Consider the following 21,938-nt stretch of genomic DNA (forward strand, 5'->3'; position numbering starts at 1 on the left):
ATTTTGATTGGAGCAGAAAAAATAATCGAAAAGAAAAAGCAGTACTTGTTTCCATCATCTCAAGGAAATCATTTCTATAAAAATCCCCCACAAATAGTAAAGGGAGATATGCAGTATTTGTATGATGATAAGGGTAATAAGTATATAGACTTTTTTGCTGGAGTATCAGTAATGAACTGTGGGCATTGTAATAAGGAAATATTAGATGCAACAATTAAGCAAATGCAAAGACTTCAGCATACAACAGTTATTTACTTAACTGAGGAAGTGGTTAATCTAGCAGAAAGATTATCTAAGGTACTACCAGGAGATTTAAGACGTTCATTTTTCTGTTGTACTGGTTCAGAAGCTAATGAAGGAGCAATGCTATTAGCTAGATTATATACAGGTAAAAAGGAGTTTATTGCATTAAATAACGGATTACATGGAAGAACTTATTTAACTATGAGTGCTACAGCAATACCAATGTGGAGAGCTGATCCAGACCTATCACCTGTATTTCATTTTGCAAGTAATGTATGGGATGAAAATCTTAATGCAGAGGATGCTGCAAGAGAATCATTAAAAAGTATTAAAGATATAATTGAAAAAAGAGGAGCGGAAAATATAGCAGCTTTAATAACTGAGCCTATACAAGGAAATGGAGGAATAATAACTCCACCATTATGGTACTTTAAAGAACTTAAAAAAATATTAGAAGAAAATAAAATACTATTAATAGTTGATGAAGTTCAAACAGGTTTTGCTAGGACAGGAAAAATGTTTGCTATAGAGAATTATGATGTTGTACCAGATATAATGACAGTGGCAAAAGCACTTGGTAATGGTATGCCAATATCAGCATTTTGTACTAATGATGAAATAGCAAAATCATTTACGAAGCCATCTGCATCAACACTAGGAGGGAACCCAGTTTCATCAGCTACTGCTATGGCAGTTTTAGATTATATAGAGAAAAATGAGTTGTGCAAGAAGGCTGAAGAATTAGGGAAAATATTAAAAGATAAATTAGAGGGTTTAAAAGATAAATACAATATAATAAAAGAGGTTAGAGGTTTAGGTCTTATGCTAGGAGCAGAACTAGTAAAAGAAAATGGAGAACCAGCAACAGAAGAAACTGACATAATATTAGAAAAGTTAAAGGATAGAGGGCTAATAGTAGGTAAGAATGGATTAAATAGAAATGTATTAGCCTTCCAACCACCATTAGTAATAACAGAAGAGAATGTAGAAATTCTAATTAAAAACTTAGATGAAGTTTTATATGAAGTTTAATAAAAAGGCAGTAGGTAGATTTGACTTTAAACAAAACTAGCTACTGTCCATGCTTTTGACGTAAGAATTATTTAATATTTTGTATTAACTCATTTACAATTTCATCTATTATAGAATTTAAGCTTTCAATTTCAGCAAATGTAATATTATCAATATGTATTCCACAAGAAACAACTACAGTGCTATTAATGGTACTAGATATCTTTTTAGCAACATTTTGAACTATTACATCTTCTTTATGGCCTGTAATTGTTAGTATTGATACAGAAGAGCTTATTTTATTTTTATCTAAAAGACTTTCTCTAGGGATTCCAAGGGCAACAGCACCGATATGGGGAGTGTCACCACCATAGATACTTATATTCCAATCATTTCCCATTTTTATAGCTACACAATTTACATTATAATCTTTAAATTTTTTTGTTAATTGAACCATGGAGATCCTCCTAAAGTTTATTTTAGTATATAAGTTGTAATAAATATTTTACCTTAAATGAATTATTTTTAAATTTGTTAGTATTTAAATAAAGTAAGTATTTCAGCAACTTATATAAAAATTTAAATAATATATATGCTTTCAATTTTGCCATTTTACTTAAATAAGACTATTTACTTTTAATCTTATTACACTGTAAGGATGTAGATTATTAATTGAAACATATATATTTATAATTATAGCTGGAATTAGATATAAATGAAATGTTAAAAGTAATATATAGTACAAGCTGTTTGTTGAAATAGTAAGAAAAATATAGTAATATAGTAAAGTTGAAAATGGTGAAGGCAAACAACAATTTGGAGGTGTTTTATGTCTTTTAAGGATTTGCAAGTATTTATTAAAGAGTTAGAAAAAAAGGATCAGTTAAAGAGAATAACGGCTGAAGTAGATCCAGAATTAGAAATCACAGAAATAACAGATAGAGTTTCAAAGGAATATGGTCCAGCATTACTATTTGAAAATGTTAAAGGATCAAAGTATCCAGTTTTAATTAATGCTATGGGAACTTATGAAAGAATGGCCATGGCATTAGGGGTTGAGAAGTTAAATGATATTGGAAATGATATAGAAGAATTTATTGATATGGCTAATTATATGGGACTTATTAATAAATTTAAATCATTACCTAGACTAAGTAGAATGGCAACCATGTTTCCTATTAAATTACCTACAAAGGGAGTTTGTCAAGAAGTTATAAATCATAATCCTGATTTATCAGAGTTACCTATATTAAAGTGTTGGCCAGAAGATGGAGGAAAGTTTATAACACTTCCTTTAGTTATAACTAAGGATCCTGATACTGGTATTCAAAACATGGGTATGTATAGGATGCAAGTTTATGATAAAAACACTACAGGTATGCACTGGCACTGGCATAAAGACGGAAGAGAAATATATGAACAATATAGAAAGCTTGGCGGCAAAATGCCTATATCAGTAGTATTAGGTTGTGATCCAGCAATTACATATGCTGCAACAGCACCACTACCTAAAATGGTAGATGAAATGATGTTTGCAGGATTTCTTAGAAAAATGCCTATAAATATGGTTAAATCAATTACAAATGATATTTATGTTCCTTCAGATGCTGAATTTGTTATTGAAGGATATGTAGATGTAAATGAGGGGTTAAGAAGAGAAGGACCTTTTGGTGATCATACTGGATATTATTCCTTAGCAGATGATTATCCTGTATTCCATGTAACATGTATTACTCATAAAAAGAGTCCTGTTTATCCAACTACAATAGTAGGAAAACCACCAATGGAAGATTGCTATATGGGAAAGGCTACAGAGAGAATTTTCTTACCATTATTAAAGATGATGAATCCAGAAATAATAGATATTAACTTCCCATTAGAAGGAGTATTCCATAGTTGTGTTATAGTATCTATTAAAAAGAAGTTCCCAGGGCATGCAAGAAAAATAATGAATGCATTATGGGGAATGGGACAAATGATGTACACAAAAATGATTATTATAGTAGATGAAGATGTAGATCCTCAAGATGTATCTAAGGTAGCTTGGAAGGTATTTAATAATATTGACGCTAAAAGAGATTTAGTAATATCAGAAGGGCCATTAGATGCACTAGATCATGCAGCAGATATACCTTTCTATGGTAGCAGAATAGGAATAGATGCTACGATAAAATGGCCTAGTGAAGGTCATACTAGAGAATGGCCAGAAGATATAGAAATGTCAGAAGAAATGAAGAAACAAGTAGATAAAAGGTGGTCAGAATATGGAATTTAGCAAAGTGAAAAATAAGATTACCGATTATGGAACCTTAGTAATGTTTTCTCATACTATTTTTTCATTATCCTTTGCTTTGATTTCTATGTTGTTAGCTGGAAATGGAAAGTTGAATTTTAATACAATATTTTGGATAGTAGTAGCTTTTTTAGGAGCAAGAACAGGAGCTAATGCCTTAAATAGGGTTATAGATTCAGAAATAGATGCAAGAAATCCTAGAACAGCTACAAGGCAAATTCCACAGGGCCTAATGAATAAAAAAGAAATTCTTATTTTTGTAGTAATATGCTTTGGGATTATGGTTTTTGCAGCATGGAAACTTAATACAATTTGTTTAATACTTTCGCCAATAGCTTTATTTCTAATGATAATATATTCTTATACTAAAAGATTTACATGGATGTGTCATTTAGTTCTTGGTATAACTTCAGCAGCAGCACCAGTAGGTGCATGGCTTGCTGTTACTGGCAAGATTATTTTTCTTCCATTAGTAATGGGAGCAGCTAACACGTTATGGGTAGCCGGTTTTGATATTATTTATGGAGCTCAAGATTATGAGTTTGATACTAATAATGGAATTCACTCAATACCGGCAAGATTTGGAGTTAAAAATGCTTTATTAATATCAAGAGCATTTCATGTAATTGCATTAATTTGTTTAGTAATAGTAGGCTTATTATCAAATGAGCTAGGAACTTTATATTACATAGGATTATTTATAATAGGTATATTATTTATAGTGCAGCACAACATGGTAAGTGAAGTTAATTTAAAGAATGTTAAAATTGCTTCATATAACGTTAACCAAGTAATAAGTATTGTGTTTTTAGTTTTTGGTTTATTAGACTGTTTAATATAAGGAGAAAAACATGAAAAAAATAGTTGTTGGAATTACTGGAGCAAGTGGAAGCATATACGCTAAAAGGTTAATAGAAGTGTTATTAAATGAAGAAATTTATGTAAATATTGTAGCCACAGAAAAAGGGAGACAAGTATTTAAGTATGAGCTAGCTTTAGATTTAGACTCATGGGTTAAAGAATTAACAAAAGATTATAAAAATGTAAAGCTTGAAGATAATAATAATCTATTTGCAGGGGTAGCTAGTGGGTCTAATAAATATGATGCAGTAATAATATTACCATGCTCTATGGGAACATTAGCTGAAATAAGTCATGGATTATCTAAAAATTTATTATGCAGAGCAGCAGATGTAGCTTTAAAAGAGGGAAGAAAGCTTATAATAGTTCCAAGAGAAACCCCTCTTAATTCAATACATCTAGAAAACATGCTTAGATTATCAAAACTTGGAGTTGGAATAATCCCTGCAATGCCAGGATTTTATCATCATCCAACTTCAATGAATGATTTGGTAGACTTTTTAATCGGAAAGATATTAGATTATCTTAATATAAATAATAAACTATTCAACAAGTGGGAGGACAAATCTAATGAAAATTAAAAAAATATTAAGTTTAGCTATGGCAATGGTTTTATCAACAGCTATAGTGGCTTGTGGAAACAAAGCTGAAACTCCAAAAGAAACAAAAGAAAAGGTTAAGCTAAGAGTAGGTGTAATGGGATCTATTGATGCTGTACCATTAGTAATAGCAAAAGAAAATGGATACTTTGATGAATTAGGAGTAGATTTAGATCTTCAAATATTTAAAGCAGCCAAAGATAGAGATGCAGCACTTCAAGCGAAAGAATTAGATGGAGTATTATGTGATGAAGTAGCTATTTCTATTTATCAAAATTCAGGAATAGATATGAAAATTACAGGAACAACTAATGGTTACTGGACTTTAGTATCTGGAAAAGATTCTGGGGTTAACTCTATAAATGATATAAAAGGAAAGAAAATTGGAATATCAGAGCGTACTATGATTGATTACTTAGCTTATTATATAACAAGTAAGAATGGAATAGATGCTAATACAGTTGAAAAAGTGGCAATACCAGCAATGCCAGCAAGATTAGAAGCACTTAAAAATAATCAAATAGATGCAGCTATATTGCCAGCACCATTTAATGATAAAGCAATTGCAGATGGTGGAAAAGAAATAGTTAAAATATATAATAAAGATATAATGATTTCAACTACTGCATTTTTACAAGGTGTTATAGATGAAAAGTCTGAAGCTATAAAGAATTTTTATAAGGCTTATGACAAGGCAATAGATTATATTAGTAGTAATGATATAAGTAAATATGAAGATTTGATTATATCAACAGTTGGATATTCAGAAGATATGAAGGGGAACATTGAGTTACCTGAATTTAATAAAAATTATTTACCAGCAGAAGAAAAGGTTCAAGAAGTATTAGATTGGTCAAAATCTAATGGAATAATAGAAAAAGATCTAAAAGCTAAAGATGTAATGAGTGATATAGCGGTTAAGTAGTTTGTGGAGGAATTTTTATGATACAGATAAAAAATATATCTGTTTTCTATGAATCCAAAGAAAAAGTCAAAGCTTTAGAATCTATAAGTTTTAAGGCTGAAAGTGATGATATATGTGCAATAATAGGCCCTTCAGGCTGTGGTAAAACCACATTACTTAATGTACTATCGGGGATAATAAAAAAGTATGAGGGAGAGGTTCTTCTAGATAAAGAAGAGCTTAACCCTCATATTCATAAAATTGGACTTATTCCTCAAAATTTTGGGCTTTTACCTTGGAAAACAGTAAAAGAAAATTGTCTTTTGTCTTTTAAAATAAGAGGTGAAAAAATTAATAGTGAAACTATAGAAAAAATGAATACAATGATGAAAAGATTGAACATAAATGGATTGGAAAATAGATTTCCAAGAGAATTAAGTGGAGGGCAAAGACAAAGAGTTTCAATAGTAAGAAGCTTTTTGATGAAGCCAGATTTACTTCTAATGGATGAGGCTTTTTCAGCTTTAGACGCTATTATAAGGGATGAGGCACAAGAATTATTTCTAGACATTTGGAATGAAAATAAAATGACTACATTTTTTGTGACTCATAGCATAGATGAAGCTTTATATATGGGTAAAAAAATAATTGTAATGTCTAACACTCCAGGGGAAATTATCGAAGTAATAGATAATACACTTTTTAATAATAAAAATTATAAAGAAGATAAAGACTATTCAAGATTATTTTCACATATAAAAAATATGGTGAAAAGGGGCTGGGATAAGTGAGAGCACTAAAAAAGATTGGTGTATTTATTAAGGGATTTATAATATTAAATGTACTTTGGTATATTTTTAGCATGGTTATGAATTCAAGAATTGTGCCTAAGCCACATGAAATATATATTTATATACCTGAGCTTTTTAAAGAAAGGTTTTATACACATATACTAGCGAGTTTATATAGAGTGTCTATAGGACTATTAATATCCTTTGCTATTGGAATTACATTAGGAATACTAATGGGATATTCAAAGAAAGTAGATAAATTATTAAACCCATTAATATATTTTACTTATCCCATTCCTAAAACTGCTTTATTACCAGTGATTATGACTATATATGGGCTTGGAGATGGATCGAAGATAACATTGATAGTTTTAATAACTGTTTTTCAAGTAATAGTATCAGTAAGAGATGCAGTATCAAATATAATAAATGAAAATTATAATCCATTAATCAGTTTAGGGGCAACAAAGTTTCAATTAATTCGCCATGTAACTATTCCAGCAATATTACCAGATATATTAACTAATGTTAGAGTAGCTATAGGTACAGCTTTTTCAATTTTATTTTTTGTAGAAGCTTATGGAACAAAAGTTGGAGTAGGTTATTTTATACAAGATGCATGGACAAGAATTGATTATATAGATATGTATGCAGCTATAGTAATTTTAAGTTTTTTAGGATTAATATTATTTATTTTAGTAGACTGTATTGAAGATATAGTATGTAGATGGAAAGTTAGAGATATATGATTTTAAAAGTTAATAATATCTATTAATTCACAAATTCTTTGATACAATTAAAAACCTCATGAGTTAATTAACTCATGAGGTTTTTTATCTGAGGTTTAGATTATTTATGCAGTAGTTGTTGGAGGTGTATAAACTCTTTTCGCAAGTTCTTCATCCAACATATATATAGCTGCAGGATTTCCATCAGATCTTCTAACTTTCTTTAAAAATGAGTTGAAATTATTTTCTTCTTCAACTTGTTCATCGATAAACCATTTAAGTAAACTAATTGTTGCATGTTCCTTTTCTTCAAGAGCAATGTCAGCTAGTTGGTAAATTTTCTTAGTTACTAACTGTTCATGTTCATAACCTTTTTCAAATAAATCAATAATGTTATCATAGTTTCCTTCAGGTTGTGGAACCTCTTTTAGTTTAACTACACCATTTTTTTGAAAAATATAATCATATAACTTCATAGCATGAGCTAGTTCCTCCTGAGCTTGAACTCTAAAAAAATTAGCAAATCCACTTAAATCAATTGATTCAGCATAAGCAGACATAGATAAGTAAGTATAAGATGAATAAAATTCAAAATTAACTTGTTCATTAAGATTATTTAATAGATTTTCACTTAACATTTGTTTCCTCCTATAATTTAAATTAGAATTTTTAATTTATATAAATTTATTTATGTAAACAAATTTAACTAATTTTCTATTAAATCCAAAATTTTATTATAAATCTTATTATATACTAATCTTCTATATAATACTATTAATATTGACTTTCTTAAGACGAATAATACCTTAATAATTCCAATTATATAGGATTAGAAGTTTAATATGGTTAAATACAAGAATATAAAAAATAATATGATTAATAAAATTTATAAAGACAAAATTACAGAAAAATACTTTTAATAACTTTAAATGGAAATAAAATACTAAAAATGGGAAATATAAGTTGATTGATAAAATGCTAGAAAATAAAGATAAGGATATAAAAAATGAGTTAAATGTAAGTAACAGAAGATAGTGTTTTTTACTTATATAGATAATGATAGTAATATATGAGTATTACTAGTAATAATTAATTTATAAAGTTTTATAGATTTATAAATATAACTAAGGAGTTGTACTTTGTGGAAGTAAGTAGTATTAATCTAAGTCAAGAAGTGTATAGATCTGATGCGGAAAAAATATGCAATTGGCTTAGTGATGAGGAAGTAATTAGTCATTTAAATGAAGATGCTAATGTTAAAAGCAATCTAATTAACGTTATAAATAGAATTAATATGCCTATTTTAACTCATTTATTTAATAATAATTGTAGATTTTTTACTATTAAAAATATATATGGAACAGTAGGATTTTTAAGATTAGTACCGAAAAATGAATTAGTAGAAATAGTTATTGCAGTAGGTGAAAAGGAATTATGGGGTAAAGGAATAGGACACAATGCAGTGGTAGAAGCTTTAAAAGTAGCTTTTTTTGATATGAGAGCAGATAGAGTTGTTGCTAAAATAAAAAAAGCTAATAAAAGATCTCAAAATCTTTTTAAAGGTATTGGATTTAAGCAAGTAAAAGAGCTTGAAAGGGAAATCGAATATCATATTAATATGGAAGAGTTTTGGAAAATAGCTGCATAAGGCTATTTTAGCTTATATTTAAACATTAAAGAGTCTGTTTATGAAGATTTATAAATATTTTCATAAACAGACTCTTTATATTTCAAATAAATGCAAAATATAAAAAATATATTGACTTTATTTGGGAAGCAGTATATTATATAAATATAATAATGATAATCATTCTCAAATAAAAGGAGGAGACTATATGAAAATTATTTATTGGAGTGGTACTGGAAATACTGAGGCTATGGCAAATTTAATTTTAAAGGGAATTAATGAGGAAGGTGGTATGGGAGAACTAATAAATATATCATCTAAAGATGTAAATTCAATAGTTAATGAAGATATTCTTATATTAGGATGTCCTTCTATGGGAGATGAGGAACTTGAAGAAGGTGAATTTTTACCTTTCTTTGAATCGATAGAAAAAGATTTAAATGATAAGAAAGTAGCTTTATTTGGATCTTATGGTTGGGGAACAGGAGAATGGATGGCAAGTTTTGAAGAGAGAGTTCAAGCATCAGGAGGTATATTACCTTTAGAATCATTAATAGTTAATTACCTACCAGAAGGTGAAGATGAAGAAAAGTGTGTAGAATACGGAAGACAAATATATAAGCTTAACAAATAACTGGAGGAGTAAATGATGGTTAGTAAAGTTGATAGTCTTTATAAATTATTAAACAGAATGGAGGATAAGGAATATATAGAAAATTTCATATCTTATAATGTTGCTTTAATAAGTGCGAAACTAAAACCATCAATTACTTTAAATTTATTTAAAAATAATAATAAGAAAACATATTTTTTATGGAATACCTATGGAGAAGAATATCTGAAAAAATTAGGGCTGAATTATATTGAACTAAGGGAAAATGATAAAGCATTAATTATTTTTATATATAGTGAAGAATTGCTTAAAAAGGTAATAAGTAATTATAAAAATTTAAATTTCTTAGGTTCTATTGGTTATGAAAATTGCTTTAATATAAAAGAGGTATTACAAAAATTAAAAGAAAGATATAGTATATACAATTGTCCACATGAGCTTGGGATATTTTTAGGATATCCATTAGAAGATGTAAAAGATTTTATGGAATGTACTGAAAAAAAGTGCTTAGCTTGTGGATATTGGAAAGTTTATAATGAGTGCAATAAAGCAAAGACTGTATTTGCTCTTTTTGATAAAGTAAAAGAGCATACAGCTGAAAATATATTAATTGGTAATAGACATATTAATTTATCTAATATATTAAAAGATAAATTTGAAAAAAATCAAAAAATAGTATTTGGATAAAAAATCTTCTTAAAAAAATTTCGGGATATATTTTTACTTACAATATAAATATATAAAATTTTTCTCATCATGTAGGAACCTTAAATAATTTAGGGTTCCTAATTATTTTCATAATAGTATAGTAAAATATCTATATTGAATTCATTAAATCGTCTAATATCATGTTCCCGCCAAGTTTATAATCATAATCTAAATTTGAATTAATTGATTTAATAAAACTCCAAGTTGCATTCCAAAGTTTAACTATAAATAGATACTCTTCTAACTTTTCTTTGTGTTCTAATGAGTAATATCCAAAATAATTTTTAAGTAATTTAACTTTCATATCTTCATTCAAAAACCAGGATAAGGTTGCTAAATCAAAGAATATATCACCCATCCCAGAAAATTCAAAGTCTATAAAATAAACTTTTTCATTAGAGTACAAAATATTAGAAATATTTAAGTCGTTATGGCACAATCCATAAGTTATTTCTTTAGTTAATTTCTTTTCAAGATATTTTAATTTCTTCAATATTTGATTTATGTTATGATTGAAATCAAATTTATCATTAATTAAAAAGTTTATATTATTTTCAATAACTTCAAATGGATTAAAATTATTATTATATTCTAAATTATGTAATTTTTTTAATGTAAAGGTTAAAGTATTTAGAAAGCTTTTTGAATTATAAATATCTATGCTGATTTGAGAACTTTCTATAAATTTACTTATGAGAATTCCGTTATCTTTACTATGATAGATTATATCTGGGCAAATATTTAGTGGTTGGACTAAATTTAGTATAGAATTTTCATAGTAAAAATTATTTTTATTGTCTTTACCAGGTATTCTTAAAACGTATTTTTTATTATTAGACTTCAATAAGTAATTTGAATTATTAAGTCCTCCTAATTTAGTAAGTTCATTATTTTTTAAAAAAGTACTCATTTCTATCTCCTTAAAAGATTACTAAAAGTATTATATCATTATTTAAATATAGGATATAATATTTTTTAAAAGTCATTGACCATGTGGTCATGGAGGTATATAATTATGATAATTAAATATTGGAGGAGGGGTGAAGTGATGAATATACCTAAGGATAAAGAGGAACTTATTTATGAAGTATCCTTGAAAGAATTTGCTGAAAAGGGATATGAATTAGCATCAACTAATAATATTGTAAAGGAATGTGGATTTTCTAAAGGTACGCTATTCAATTATGTTAAAAATAAAAGAAACTTATATCTATTTGTAGTTGAAAAAACTTTAAATGATATTGGTATTACTATTGAAGAGGAATTAAATATAAAAAGTACTGATATATTTGAGAAAATAAAGGAAATACAAAAGATAAAGTTAAATATATTTTTAAAGTATCCAAATGAAAATAAGTTGATTATTCAGGCTTTTACAGAGGCAGATGAGGATATTAAAGATAAGTTTTCTATAAAATATGAAAAATATTCAAAGATGTTTTTTGAGTTAATGACTACAAATGTTGATTACTCAAAATTTAAAGATGGAATAGATATAGAAATGACTCTTAGTACAATACTTTTAACAATGAATGGTTTATCAGAAAAAATATCTAGAAAATATAAAAACAATCAAGAACAAATGATTAAAGATCTTGAAAAAATAATTAAAGAGTCCAATAAGTATTTAAACTTTATAAAGGAATTAGTATATAAGTAAGAGGTGAAAAGTATGTTATTATCATTAAAAGATGTAACCAAGATATATAAAGCAGGTGAAGTAGAAACCTATGCTTTAAAAAATGTTTCTATGAATATTGAAGAAGGGGATTTTATAGTTATTCTAGGGCCAAGTGGAAGCGGAAAAAGTACATTACTTAATGTAATTAGTGGACTCGATACAGTAACATCAGGAAAAATAAACTTTAAAGATGAATGTATTTCAGGCTATAATACAGAAAAGTTAACTTTATTTAGAAGAAAATATTTAGGCTTTATATTTCAACAGTATAATTTGCTTCAAAATTTAACAGTTAGAGAAAATATAGATATTGGAGCGAATTTAAGTGAAAATCCAATAAATATAGATGAAATTATAGAAAAGGTATCACTAACAAATGAGAAAAATAAATACCCATCACAATTATCAGGAGGACAACAACAAAGAGTCTCTATCGCAAGAAGTATAGTTAAAAACCCAAAGATTTTATTTTGTGATGAACCAACAGGAGCTTTAGATGAAAAGACTGCAAAAGAAGTATTAAAGTTGCTTCAAGAAATGAATAAAGACTACAAAACAACTGTAGTTATGATTACACATAATACGGGAATTTCTAAGATGGCTGATAAAGTTATAAAAATGAATTCAGGAGAAATAGTAGAGACAGTTATAAATAAAGAAAAGATAAATCCATCTGAAATTATATGGGGGTAGATAATTATGCTATTTAAGAATACCTTACAGTTATTTAAGAAAAAGAAATTTCAATTTTTAGGTGTTTGTATAATTATTTTCTTAAGCTCATTTTTATTTACAGCTATGTTTAATACAATGGAAACAATGCAAAACACCATAGATAAATATCTTACTGAAGGAAATCAAGAGGATTTTTCTATAGATATGATAAACTCATTAACAGCCGAAGAGTATGAAGAATTAATAAAAGAAAATTTGCGAATAAACCCTATAACTACATTAACTAACTTAAAAGCAATTGATAAAGATAGTTTTTACAAAATATTAGACAATAGAATTAAGAGTTTAAATGATAGATATGAGGGGTATGATTTAGAGACGAGAGAAGGAAAAGATGTAACCTTTAATCTTAACAGCACTTCAGTAAAGCTTAGATTTTTAAAGGATTCAGAAAATATAAACAAATCAAAAATAGAAGAGGGAAAAAAGCCAGAAAGTAAAAATGAAATAGCTTTAACAAGAGTTTTTGCCCAAATGAATAATTTAGCTATAGGGGATACTATAGAAATAAATAATAAGAAGTATGAGATTGTAGGTTATGTGCTTTTTCCAGATTACACATTACCTATGTTTGGAACGGATTTTATATTAGATGCAAAAACAATATCATTAGCTTTAGTATCAAATGATGAATTTTATAACCTAGAAGGAAAAGAAGAGATAAGGCTATCTGGTAAAGGTAATAAAAATTTTGATACAGAAAATTTTAAGAAAGATGTAATTGAAACTTATAGGGATGATAATAGCCTTGGGTTTATAACTAATATAAATTTAACTAAGGAAACCATGAGAAGTGGAGCAATTTATGAAGAGGTAAAAGCAGGTAAAGTTGCAACTGTAAGTATGAGTTCTGGTATTGCATTTATTGCGATAATTATTGTATCAATAATTTTATATAAAATTATAAATGGAGAAAAAGGTCAAATAGGTATAATGAAGGCTTTGGGATATAGAAAAAGAGAAATAGCAAAGCCATATTTAATAATGATAACTATAATTTCATTGCCTACTTTATTATTAGGAGCTGTTTTAGGGTTTTTTATAAGTGAGCCATTAAAAGAGTTTTATTCAGTGTTTTATTTATTCCCACATGAAGAAATGGTTTTTGCTTATGAGTCATTAATTTATTCAATATTAGTTCCATTTATTTGTATATTCTCATTATCCTTTTTAATAATTATGAGAATGCTTAAAACAAGACCTTTAGATTTATTAAGAGTTGGTAAAAGTGAAGGCATTAATAAACTAAATAAAATAGCAGATAAAATATTAAATAAGGCAAAAGCTACAACTAAATTTAAATATTCTTTCTTACTAAGAGATTATGGAAAATTTATAGTGTTTTTAATAGGTGTAATTTCTTCATCAGTTATGATTATGTTTAGTTTAACTATGCCAGATTTTATGGGTAAAATGACTATGGATAATTATAAAATCCAGGAATATAAGTACGATGGGATAGTTGATATAACAAAAGAACTTCCAAAGACAAATAATGATGATGAAAAATATTTAACATTACCATCGATAAAATACGAAGATAAATCAGTTGAAGTTAAGGGGATAGATATAAAGGGTAAGTTATTTAGATTATATAATAAAAAAGATAAGGATGTTACTGAAGAAATAAAAGATGGAATTATAGTAACAAAGAGTTTTCAAATGTTTAACAAAAAGAAAATTGGAGATGAAATAACAATAAATATTAATAATAAAGACTATACATTTGAAATAAAAGAAATAGCGGATGACTACAGTAGTTCTACCATATATATAGATAGGGAAAAGCTAAGTAATATAATATCAGACAATAAGGATTCAAGTTTATTTAATGGTGTATATTCGAAAGATTCTCTAGACAAGAAGGATTATTTAACTGTGACAAATAAGCAAGATATAATAGATCAAGCAGCATCAATGCAAAAATTTGTCATTGTAGCTATTGGAGGAATGTTATTATCAGCAATATTTATGGCTGCAATAATTCTTTCAATATTGACTTCACTATCAGTAGAAGATAATTATTATAATATATCATTATTAAAAGTAATGGGATATACCAAAAAAGAAGTCAATTCAATGATATTAAATAGCTATTTAGGATATTCAATAATAGCATTTTTAATAAGTATTCCAATAACCATAGCATCAATGAATTTCTTCGTGGATTATCTAGCCACAGGATTTAATATGGTAATGCCACTTGAATTTAAGGCCTGGCATGGAGTAGTTGGGTTATTAATAGTTATTTTAATATTTTTAATAGGAAGCTACGGAGCTAAAAGAAAAATAAATAAAATTGCTTTGCAAGAGATTTTGAAAGAATATAGGGAATAGATGTAATTTATTAATTAGTAAAGAGCTGGAGTTATTCAGCTCTTTTTATATTAATTAAAATAATATATTTAGTTAATAAAACATTAATGATAAAATTATATCATTAAAAAATATGCAATATTCATGATATAATGTAAGCATAATAGAAATTATTTTTTTATAAATAAATTAGAAACATATTATGTAATCTTGAACATTAAAATAGAATTTTAAAACAAATTAGGAGGAGTTTAATGGAATTAGAATTATTTAATTTTGTTGAGAATGTTACTGCGTCTTTAGAAGATTTAGGAAGTGAACTAGAAGAAATAAGTAAGGATATAGAATCATATTTTGCAAAGGTATTAGAAGACTATAATGAAGGATATTTAAATATAAATTCAAGAGTAAAATCAACAACAAGTTTAAGGGAAAAAATATTAAGAAATAGTTATTATAAAAAGTATAAGAATTCGGAGGAATTTATATCAAATCTTTCAGATCTAGTGGGGGTTAGAATTGAATGTAGATTTATTGAAGATGAAAAGACAATACATAAAATGTTAAAAAAACACTTCAATATAAAGGATTTAAAAGGATATTTTTATAATGATGATAATGATAATATAAGACTAGAGCTAGAAAGTAAACAACCACAAAAGCAGAAAAATGGTTTTGGAATATATAGAATAGATGGACTGTATCAGCATAATAACAGAAGTATTAAATTTGAGTTACAAATTAAATCTCTTGTTAACATATTTTGGGGAGAAATAGAGCACAAAGTAATATATAAAAATAATAATTATATGTTAGGTGATGAATTTATAAAAAATATAATGTTGTCTATAAAGGAAAATCTTTATATGATAGATAGACAACTTCTTGCAGTAGATAATCAATTTAATAAAGTAAACTCTATTAACCCTGAAGCTAGAAAAGAACAATTAGAAAAGCTTCTTTCCAAAATAATTTATGATATTTATTCAAGAAAGATGAAAAATGATATTGGATTTATCATAGATTTTAGAGAATCTTGTGATACTATAATGAAATATATTTTTAGAACAAATAACGCTAAAAAATTAGAGGATTATAGTGAAACCTTAATAAAGACATTAGCTAGATTAAATGATATTAGCACAAATGATGTTAGCTTCAACACTGAATTAAAGTTTGAGAGGGATTTACATTTTGAAAGTGATTTTTGTAATATTATAGGTAATACAATATTAAAGTCAATAAATAGTGATTTTAAATGGAATTTATTTTTTAGAATACTATTTGAAATTGAACTTGGAAATAATTCTGAGGATTTTGAAAACTTTATAAATTTCATTGAAAATAGATTTTATGAAAGTACTAAGCTTTCAAATTTATATTTGTTATTTAAAAAAGAAGAAGCACAGGATATAAAAAACTTATTTATGAAAGAAATAGCATTAAGTTTTAGAGAGGTAGATTCTATAAAATTTATATATGATAGTAATATAATGGTAGTAAATAAGGCTATAAATAAATCAGTTGATTTAATACAAGAAAATATAAAGTCATATATAGAATGGGAAGCAGTAAAGGATGATTACTTAAATAAGTTACGACTAGATATTGTTTCTAGAATATAAATATAGAAGTTTATTATATTAAATAAAGTACTTTTAGAATAAAAAAATTATATAAAATATAATTATTATAGAACCTAGGAGGAACTATGAAAAAATATAAATTTGAAGCAGAATTAAAAAAGCATGAAGGAAAAGATGCTACATATATAGAAATACCTTTAGATGTTGAACATGAATTTGGAGCAAAAAGAGTAAAGGTTAAAGCAAAGTTTGATAGTATAGAGTATAGAGGTTCTATAGTAAAAATGGGGTTACCTTGTTATATGATAGGAATTACAAAAGAAATAAGAAATAAAATAGGAAAGACTCATGGAGATGTTATAAGTGTTGAGATAGAAAAGGATGAAGATGAAAGAGTAATAGAATTACCAATTGAGTTTGAAGAAAGACTTAAGTTAAATAAAGAGGCATATAAATTCTATGAAAGTTTATCATATTCAAACAAAAGAAAATACTTTCAATGGATAACATCTGCTAAAAAAGAAGAAACAAAGATTAAAAGGATAGAAGAAGCTATAGAAAAGCTTGAGAATAATATAAAACTATAAGAGTAAAAATCCATGGTGAACGCTATGGATTTTTCTTGTTAATTATTTTATATAATAATGATTTGCTAAATTTAATTATAAATATTATTATAGAAATGATAATTGTTGTTATATAATACTAATTAATAGATTCGATGTTAAGGAGAAGATCAAGATAATGAAGTTAAGAAAATCAACAAAAAATGATTTAAAATGCATAATGGAAATTATTAATGAAGCTAAGAGATTTTTAAATGAAAATAAAGTTGATCAGTGGCAACAAGGATATCCAAATGAAGAATCTGTTTTGGAGGACATAGGGAGTGAATGTAGCTATGTTTTAGAGGAAAATAATGAAATCATAGGTACGGCAGCAATATCTTTTGATGGAGAAAAAACTTACGATGCAATTTATGAAGGAAAATGGATTTCTAATGGAAGATATGCAGTTATTCATAGAATAGCAATTTCTAAAAAAGCAAAAATAAAAGGAATTGGAACAGAAATAATTAAAAAAGCAGAAGAAATTTGTTTATCTAAAGATATAAAAAGTATAAAAATAGATACCCATGAAGATAATTTAGCTATGCAGAAATTATTAGAAAGAAATAACTTTAAATATTGTGGTATTGTTTATGTGTTAGATAATAGTAAAAGAATTGCTTTTGAAAAAGAGATCTAATTATTTTAAATATAGAATTAAATTATAATTCACGATATAATATAAAATCATAAGATAAAAATCTATATTAAATAATATGGATTTTTATTTTAACCTATGTTACAATGTAATGAAAAAATTGAATATATAGTTAAAAGAGGAAATAATATATTCTTCTAACTAATAAACAATTAACATATAGTATTTCTCAAAGCATCTTTTGAAAAGTTTATCTTATATTTTCTAAGTTTAGAAATGTCATGATTATAGGAATATAATCCAATTAAAAGAATTCTAAGGCTAATTTCTAAAAGTAATGCGTAAATAAAGTTCGGTAATAAACTATAGCAATATAATTACATATAGTTCTTTAAGTGATGAAATAATAGTACTATAGTCTGTTTATTTCATTTTTTATTTTATTTGTTAAAGAAAAGGAGTGATTCACAGCAATGAAATTAATATTAAAGTATCTAAAAAATTATAAGACGCTTCTTATATTAAATATTATATCTGTCTTTGGCTTTGCTTTAGTTGAACTTGGAATACCAACTATAATGGCAAAAGTTATAGATAAAGGAATAGTAAACAGCGATATAAATTATATAAAAAGAATGGGACTAATTATTGCAATTATTTCAGTTATAGGTGTCCTTGGAACAATACTTTTAGGCTTTTGTTCAGCAAGAATTTCAACTGGAATAACAAGAGATATTAGAAATGATATCTTTAAAAAGTCTCAAGAATTTTCACACACTGAGTATGATAAATTTGGGGTATCATCAATGATAACAAGAACAACAAATGATGCTTTTGTACTACTTCAATTTACTAATACTCTATTAAGAATGGCATTAATAACACCAGTAATGTTTACAATTAGTTTAGTAATGATACTTAGAACAAGTCTCTCATTATCTATAGTACTAGCTATAACAATCCCATTTATAATAGGTGGAGTTATAATTATTGCAAAGATTTCAGAGCCTTTATCAGAAGCTCAGCAAAATAGACTAGATAAGTTAAATAGAATATCAAGAGAAAATTTAACAGGTATAAGAGTTATAAGAGCTTTTGGAAATGATAAGTATGAAGGTGAAAGATTTAGTGGAACAAATAATTTATATGCAGAGGTTTCAAAGAAGCTTAACAAGCTTATGGCTATATCTCAACCAATGTTCTTTTTCCTTCTTAACCTAGCAATAATAGCGATATTTTGGGTATCAAGTAAGATGATAAATGCAGAAACTCTTCAAGTTGGACAATTAGTAGCATTTATTGAGTATTTATTTCATGCTATGTTTTCAATTATGCTATTTTCAATGGTGTTTATAATGTATCCTAAAGCTCAAGTTTCAGCTAATAGAATTCAAGAAATATTAGATGAAGATCCTATAATAAAGAGTCCAGAAAATGGAGTTAAGGAAACTGATATAAAAGGTTTAGTGGAGTTTGATAATGTATCATTTGTATATCCAAATGGTGAAGCGGCTGTACTTAAAGATATTTCCTTTAAGGCTAAAAAGGGAGAAACAATTGCCTTTATTGGTAGCACAGGTAGTGGTAAGAGTACATTAATTAATCTTATTCCAAGATTTTATGATGTCACACAAGGTAGTATTAAAATTGATGGAGTAGACGTAAGAGATTATGATTTGAAAGCTTTACGTAAGAAGATTGGATTTATACCTCAAAAAACTCTTTTATTTACAGGAAGTATAGCAAGTAATATTAAGTTTGGTAAGAAAAATGCTGATACAGGTGAAATAGAATATTCTGCAAAGATTGCACAAGCTTATGATTTTATTTCTAGAAAACCTAAAAAGTTTGATGAGTTAATAAGTGAAGGTGGATCAAATGTATCAGGAGGACAAAAGCAAAGACTTTCAATAGCAAGAGCATTAGTTAGAAAACCAGAAATTTATATATTTGATGATAGCTTTTCTGCTTTAGATTTTAAAACAGATGCTGTTTTAAGAAAAAGACTTAAGTCTGAAACTAAGAATTCAGTAGTTTTAATTGTTGCTCAAAGAATAGGATCAATAATGGATGCAGATAAGATAATTGTACTAAATGAAGGAGAAGTAGTAGGGATTGGTACTCATAAGGATCTTCTTAAGACTTGTGAAATTTATCATGAAATAGCATTATCACAACTTACAGAGGAGGAGCTTGCGTAATGAAGAAATTTAAATTAGTAGTAAAAAAGATTACTCCTTTTATAAAAAACTATAAATGGTCATTTGGAGGAGCAATACTGTTTATTATATCAGCAGCTATATTTGTAGCATTAGCTCCAAGAACAGAGGGATTAATTATTACACAATTAACAAAAGATTTTGAATTAATCATAAAGGGTACTAAAGGAGCTTCAGTTAATTTTGATTATATTATTAAAGTTTTAATTTTATTATTCGGAGTTTATATAAGTAGTGCAGGATCTACATTTATAGCAAGTTTTTTATTAACGAATGCGATTCAAAATACAATGAAGGATATAAGAGATGCAGTACAAAATAAAATAAGTAGACTTCCTATAAGATATTTTGATAATAATAGCTATGGAGATGTTTTAAGTCGTATAACAAATGATGTAGATACAATTTCTAATGCATTACAACAAAGTTTTATTCAGGTGGTTAATGCATTTTTATCATTAAGTTTAGCACTTATAATGATGTATTCAATAAATGTAAAGCTTGCACTTTTAGCTACAGTTATAATTCCGTTAAGTATTTTAATTACAAAAGTTATAGTAAGTAAGTCACAAAACTTATTTAATAAGCAACAAAAAGCATTAGGTAAATTAAATGGTAAAGTACAAGAAATGTACACTGGATTTAATGAGATTAAGTTATATGGAAAACAAGATGATGCGCTAAAAGAATTTATGGAAACAAATGAAGAACTTTGCAATACAGGATTTAAGGCTCAATTTATATCAAGTATAATGTCTCCATTGGTTAATCTTGTAAGTTATTTAGGGATTGCAGTTGTTGGAGTCACAGGAGCAATAACAGCAATAGGTGGAGGAATAACTGTTGGTAACCTACAAGCTTTTATACGTTATATATGGCAAATAAATCAACCTTTATCTCAAGTGACACAATTATCATCAGCAATACAATCAGCAGTTGCAGCTACTTATAGAGTATTTGAATTTTTAGATGAAGAGGAAGAAGTAGCAGATATAGAAAAGACAATAAAAATAGAAAATCCAAAGGGAAATGTAACATTTGAAAATGTTAAGTTTGGATATAGTGAAGATAAAGTTTTAATTGAAGATTTAAGTGCAGAAGTTAAGAGTGGACAAATGGTTGCAATAGTAGGACCAACAGGTGCTGGAAAAACTACATTAATTAATCTTTTAATGAGATTTTATGAAATCCAAGGTGGAACTATAAAGATAGATGGCGTAGATATAAGAGATATGAAACGTGAAGATTTACGTTCAATATTTGGGATGGTTCTACAAGATACATGGTTATTTAATGGAAGGATTTATGATAATATAGAGTACGGTAGATTTGGAGCGACAAAAGAAGAAATAATAGATGCTGCTAAAATAGCCAATGTACATCACTTTATAAAAACACTTCCAGATGGATATAATATGTTTTTAAATGAAGAAGCATCTAATATATCTCAAGGAGAAAAACAGCTTTTAACAATAGCAAGAGCTATATTAAAGGACCCAGCTATATTAATTTTAGATGAAGCAACAAGTTCTGTAGATACAAGATTAGAATTATTACTTCAAAAAGCCATGAGAAATATAATGAATGGTAGAACTAGCTTTGTAATAGCACATAGGCTTTCAACTATAAGAAGTGCTGATTTAATTTTAGTAATGAATGATGGAAATATAATTGAACAAGGAACTCATGAGGATTTAATGAAAAAGGGTGGATTCTATGAAAAATTATATAACAGTCAGTTTGCTGATAAAGAAGCTAGTACTAAATAATATTTTCTTTATTTAGTATCCTATATATAATAAATGCATACTTTAGTA

General features: G+C 26.8%; 21 protein-coding genes. 18 read left to right on the top strand and 3 right to left on the bottom strand.

Translation table 11 applies throughout. The annotated features are described in order from the left end of the window. The first annotated feature begins 3 nt into the window (after nucleotides 1–3). Nucleotides 4–1,275, top strand: a complete 1,272-nt coding sequence (locus tag ACZJV1_RS04770; protein WP_463651606.1) for an aspartate aminotransferase family protein — start codon at nucleotides 4–6, stop codon at nucleotides 1,273–1,275. A gap of 67 nt (nucleotides 1,276–1,342) precedes the next feature. On the opposite strand, the gene lpdD is transcribed toward ACZJV1_RS04770, so the two are convergent. After that, entirely contained in the window at nucleotides 1,343–1,711 is a 369-nt protein-coding gene (gene lpdD / locus ACZJV1_RS04775; protein ID WP_463651607.1) for a prenylated flavin chaperone LpdD, read from the bottom strand. A gap of 372 nt (nucleotides 1,712–2,083) precedes the next feature. Here lpdD and ACZJV1_RS04780 point away from each other — a divergent pair, with 372 nt between their 5' ends. Genes ACZJV1_RS04780 through ACZJV1_RS04805 form a run of 6 tightly spaced genes read left to right on the top strand, consistent with a single transcriptional unit; the run spans nucleotide 2,084 to nucleotide 7,451 of the window. Continuing rightward, a complete protein-coding gene (locus ACZJV1_RS04780) occupies nucleotides 2,084–3,529 on the top strand; it encodes a menaquinone biosynthesis decarboxylase (RefSeq protein WP_463651608.1) in 1,446 nt (481 codons plus the stop codon). Continuing rightward, nucleotides 3,519–4,388 (top strand): UbiA-like polyprenyltransferase, encoded by an 870-nt coding sequence (locus ACZJV1_RS04785; protein WP_463651609.1) that lies wholly within the window; start codon nucleotides 3,519–3,521, stop codon nucleotides 4,386–4,388. The genes ACZJV1_RS04780 and ACZJV1_RS04785 overlap by 11 nt, the downstream gene beginning before the upstream one ends. A 10-nt stretch (nucleotides 4,389–4,398) precedes the next feature. Next, on the top strand, nucleotides 4,399–4,989 hold the full coding sequence (locus tag ACZJV1_RS04790; protein ID WP_411170104.1) for a UbiX family flavin prenyltransferase: 591 nt from the start codon (nucleotides 4,399–4,401) through the stop codon (nucleotides 4,987–4,989). After that, the gene (locus ACZJV1_RS04795; protein ID WP_463651610.1) at nucleotides 4,979–5,932 is read left to right on the top strand and encodes an ABC transporter substrate-binding protein; all 954 of its coding nucleotides are present in this window, start codon (nucleotides 4,979–4,981) and stop codon (nucleotides 5,930–5,932) included. The genes ACZJV1_RS04790 and ACZJV1_RS04795 overlap by 11 nt, the downstream gene beginning before the upstream one ends. 17 nt (nucleotides 5,933–5,949) lie before the next feature. Beyond that, on the top strand, nucleotides 5,950–6,702 hold the full coding sequence (locus tag ACZJV1_RS04800) for an ABC transporter ATP-binding protein (RefSeq protein WP_463651611.1): 753 nt from the start codon (nucleotides 5,950–5,952) through the stop codon (nucleotides 6,700–6,702). After that, nucleotides 6,699–7,451, top strand: a complete 753-nt coding sequence (locus tag ACZJV1_RS04805) for an ABC transporter permease (RefSeq protein WP_463651612.1) — start codon at nucleotides 6,699–6,701, stop codon at nucleotides 7,449–7,451. The genes ACZJV1_RS04800 and ACZJV1_RS04805 overlap by 4 nt, the downstream gene beginning before the upstream one ends. A gap of 104 nt (nucleotides 7,452–7,555) precedes the next feature. Here ACZJV1_RS04805 and ACZJV1_RS04810 read toward each other — a convergent pair whose 3' ends face one another. Continuing rightward, nucleotides 7,556–8,068 (bottom strand): ferritin, encoded by a 513-nt coding sequence (locus ACZJV1_RS04810; protein ID WP_460286427.1) that lies wholly within the window; start codon nucleotides 8,066–8,068, stop codon nucleotides 7,556–7,558. Between the two features lie 503 nt (nucleotides 8,069–8,571). Between ACZJV1_RS04810 and ACZJV1_RS04815 the strand changes: the two genes are divergently transcribed. From ACZJV1_RS04815 to ACZJV1_RS04825, 3 genes are all read left to right on the top strand, one after another. Next, the gene (locus ACZJV1_RS04815) at nucleotides 8,572–9,078 is read left to right on the top strand and encodes a GNAT family N-acetyltransferase (RefSeq protein ID WP_460286428.1); all 507 of its coding nucleotides are present in this window, start codon (nucleotides 8,572–8,574) and stop codon (nucleotides 9,076–9,078) included. A gap of 187 nt (nucleotides 9,079–9,265) precedes the next feature. Beyond that, entirely contained in the window at nucleotides 9,266–9,691 is a 426-nt protein-coding gene (locus ACZJV1_RS04820) for a flavodoxin (protein ID WP_463651613.1), read from the top strand. Nucleotides 9,692–9,703: 12 nt separating this feature from the next. Further along, nucleotides 9,704–10,357, top strand: coding sequence for a DUF3793 family protein (locus tag ACZJV1_RS04825; protein WP_463651614.1), 654 nt, complete (start codon nucleotides 9,704–9,706; stop codon nucleotides 10,355–10,357). Between the two features lie 130 nt (nucleotides 10,358–10,487). Here the strand turns inward: ACZJV1_RS04825 and ACZJV1_RS04830 are convergent, their stop codons facing one another. Further along, nucleotides 10,488–11,288: a phosphotransferase gene (locus tag ACZJV1_RS04830; protein ID WP_463651615.1), complete on the bottom strand. Its 801-nt coding sequence runs from the start codon at nucleotides 11,286–11,288 to the stop codon at nucleotides 10,488–10,490. A gap of 138 nt (nucleotides 11,289–11,426) precedes the next feature. Between ACZJV1_RS04830 and ACZJV1_RS04835 the strand changes: the two genes are divergently transcribed. From ACZJV1_RS04835 to ACZJV1_RS04870, 8 genes are all read left to right on the top strand, one after another. Next, entirely contained in the window at nucleotides 11,427–12,038 is a 612-nt protein-coding gene (locus ACZJV1_RS04835) for a TetR/AcrR family transcriptional regulator (RefSeq protein ID WP_460286431.1), read from the top strand. Between the two features lie 12 nt (nucleotides 12,039–12,050). Beyond that, nucleotides 12,051–12,752 carry an ABC transporter ATP-binding protein gene (locus tag ACZJV1_RS04840; RefSeq protein ID WP_460286432.1) on the top strand — a complete coding sequence of 234 codons (702 nt, stop codon included), beginning with the start codon at nucleotides 12,051–12,053 and terminating at the stop codon, nucleotides 12,750–12,752. Nucleotides 12,753–12,758: 6 nt separating this feature from the next. Further along, entirely contained in the window at nucleotides 12,759–15,131 is a 2,373-nt protein-coding gene (locus tag ACZJV1_RS04845) for an ABC transporter permease (protein WP_463651616.1), read from the top strand. Between the two features lie 233 nt (nucleotides 15,132–15,364). After that, on the top strand, nucleotides 15,365–16,735 hold the full coding sequence (locus ACZJV1_RS04850; RefSeq protein ID WP_460286434.1) for a GTP pyrophosphokinase: 1,371 nt from the start codon (nucleotides 15,365–15,367) through the stop codon (nucleotides 16,733–16,735). Nucleotides 16,736–16,821: 86 nt separating this feature from the next. Next, nucleotides 16,822–17,283, top strand: a complete 462-nt coding sequence (locus tag ACZJV1_RS04855; RefSeq protein WP_460286436.1) for a YdeI/OmpD-associated family protein — start codon at nucleotides 16,822–16,824, stop codon at nucleotides 17,281–17,283. A 157-nt stretch (nucleotides 17,284–17,440) separates the two neighbouring features. Beyond that, on the top strand, nucleotides 17,441–17,944 hold the full coding sequence (locus ACZJV1_RS04860) for a GNAT family N-acetyltransferase (protein ID WP_463651617.1): 504 nt from the start codon (nucleotides 17,441–17,443) through the stop codon (nucleotides 17,942–17,944). 431 nt (nucleotides 17,945–18,375) lie between these two features. After that, nucleotides 18,376–20,103 (top strand): ABC transporter ATP-binding protein, encoded by a 1,728-nt coding sequence (locus ACZJV1_RS04865; protein ID WP_463651618.1) that lies wholly within the window; start codon nucleotides 18,376–18,378, stop codon nucleotides 20,101–20,103. Further along, the gene (locus ACZJV1_RS04870) at nucleotides 20,103–21,890 is read left to right on the top strand and encodes an ABC transporter ATP-binding protein (protein WP_463651619.1); all 1,788 of its coding nucleotides are present in this window, start codon (nucleotides 20,103–20,105) and stop codon (nucleotides 21,888–21,890) included. Before ACZJV1_RS04865 ends, ACZJV1_RS04870 begins: the two co-directional genes overlap by 1 nt. Nucleotides 21,891–21,938 lie beyond the last annotated feature (48 nt).

This window comes from Clostridium sp. LS3 (genome assembly GCF_055330225.1).